At 76.9% G+C, this 1,949-nt stretch carries 2 protein-coding genes; both read left to right on the forward strand.

The genetic code is table 11. The features are described 5' to 3' along the window. Positions 1-1,565: phospho-sugar mutase (locus HMPREF3105_RS00535; RefSeq protein ID WP_070708517.1), on the forward strand; the 1,565-nt coding region annotated here is incomplete at its 5' end. Between the two features lie 20 nt (positions 1,566-1,585). Next, positions 1,586-1,949: deoxyribose-phosphate aldolase (gene deoC / locus HMPREF3105_RS00540; protein ID WP_070708518.1), on the forward strand; the 364-nt coding region annotated here is incomplete at its 3' end.

Here is a 1,949-nt window from a genome sequence, read left to right on the forward strand (position 1 = left end):
CGGCGCTCGCCGCCCGCTTCGCCGGGCCGCTCGTCTTCGGCACCGCCGGCCTGCGCGCCGAGGAGGGCCCGGGCGAGTCCCGCATGAACCGGCTCGTGGTGCGCCGCACCGCGGCGGGTCTGGCCGCGCACCTGTGGGACGGCGTCGGACGGGACGCTGCCCCGCCGCTGACCGTCGTCGGGTACGACGCGCGGCGCGGTTCGGCCGCCTTCGCCGCGGACACGGCCGCCGTCCTGACGGCCGCGGGCGTGCAGACCGTCCTGCTGCCGGACCCGCTGCCGACGCCGGTGCTCGCCTTCGCGGTGCGCCATCTCAGCGCGGACGCGGGCGTGATGGTCACGGCCAGCCACAACCCGCCCGCGGACAACGGCTACAAGGTCTACCTCGGCGGGCGGCTCACGGACGAGGCGGGTCGCGGGGCGCAGATCGTCTCCCCCGCGGACGCGGAGATCGCCGCCCGCATCGACCACGCGGCGTGGGCCGCAGACATCCCGCTCGCCGACGACGGCTGGACCGTGGCCGGGCCGGACCTGCTGGAGGCCTACCGCGCGGCGGCCCTCGGCGTGCTCGACGACGACCGGCACGGCCACCGCGACCTGCGCGTGGTCTACACGCCCCTGCACGGGGTGGGCGGCGCCGTGGTCCCGGGCCTGCTCGAGGACGCCGGCTTCGGCCCCGTCCACGTGGTGGCCGAGCAGGCCGCCCCGGACCCGGCCTTCCCCACGGTCGCGTTCCCCAACCCGGAGGAGCCGGGGGCGATGGACCTCGCCCTCGCCCTGGCCGCCGAGGTGGACGCGGACCTGGTGATCGCCAACGACCCCGACGCCGACCGCCTGGCCCTGGCCGCGCCCGTCACCGACGCGGACGGTGCCCGCACGTGGCGGATGCTCTCGGGCGACGCCGTCGGGACGCTGCTGGGCGCGCACGCGATGCCGGCCCTGCACGCGGCCGGCCGCAGCGCCGCGAACTCCGTGGTCTCCTCCCCGCAGCTGGCCGCCCTGGCGGAGGCGAGCGGGGTGAGGCACCACGTCACGCTGACCGGCTTCAAGTGGATCTCCCGCGCCCCGGACCTCGGCTTCGGCTACGAGGAGGCCCTCGGCTACTGCGTGGACCCGGACATGGTGCGGGACAAGGACGGCATCACGGCCGCCCTCATGGCCGCGGAGCTGGCCGCCGCCCTCACAGCGCAGGGACGCGGCCTGACGGACGCCCTGGCCGACGTCGACGCGGTCACCGGCGCCATGCCCAGCGCCCAGGTCTCGGTCCGCGTGGCGGACCTGTCCCTGATCGCCCGCACCATGACCGCCCTGCGTCAGCAGGCCCCGGCCACGCTCGCGGGCGAGCCGGTCACCGTGCACCGGGACCTGGCCGCCGGCGGGGACGGGCTGCCGCCCACGGACGCGCTGCTGTTCGCCACCGACTCCGGCACCCGCGTGCTCGTGCGTCCCTCCGGCACCGAGCCGAAGCTCAAGTGCTACCTCGGCACCCGGGACGCCGACCCGGCCGCGGCCGCCGAGCGGCTCGAGGCGCTGCGGGCCGAGGTGACGGCCCTCGTGGGCGGCTGAGCCTCGGTAGGCTGGCGGGTATGACCGTCTCCCTCACCACCGCCGAGCTGGCGAAGTACATCGACGCGACCGCCCTGAAGGCCGACACCTCGGAGGCGGACGTGCGCCGCCTCGTGGCCGAGTCCCGCGAGGCCGGGGTCAAGAGCGTCTGCATCAACCCCGTGTGGGTGCCGCTGGTGGCCGCCGAGCTCGCGGGCTCGGACGTGCTGACCTGCACCGTGATCGGCTTCCCCCTCGGCGCCAACGCCTCGGAGGTCAAGGCCTTCGAGGCCCGGCAGGCGATCGACGCCGGCGCGGACGAGGTGGACATGGTCCTCGACGTCGCCGCGGCCCGCGCCGGGGACCGCGACCGGCTCGTCGCGGACGTCCGCGCCGTGGCCGAGG

Source organism: Micrococcus sp. HMSC31B01 (assembly GCF_001816085.1).
Lineage (GTDB): Bacteria > Actinomycetota > Actinomycetes > Actinomycetales > Micrococcaceae > Micrococcus > Micrococcus luteus.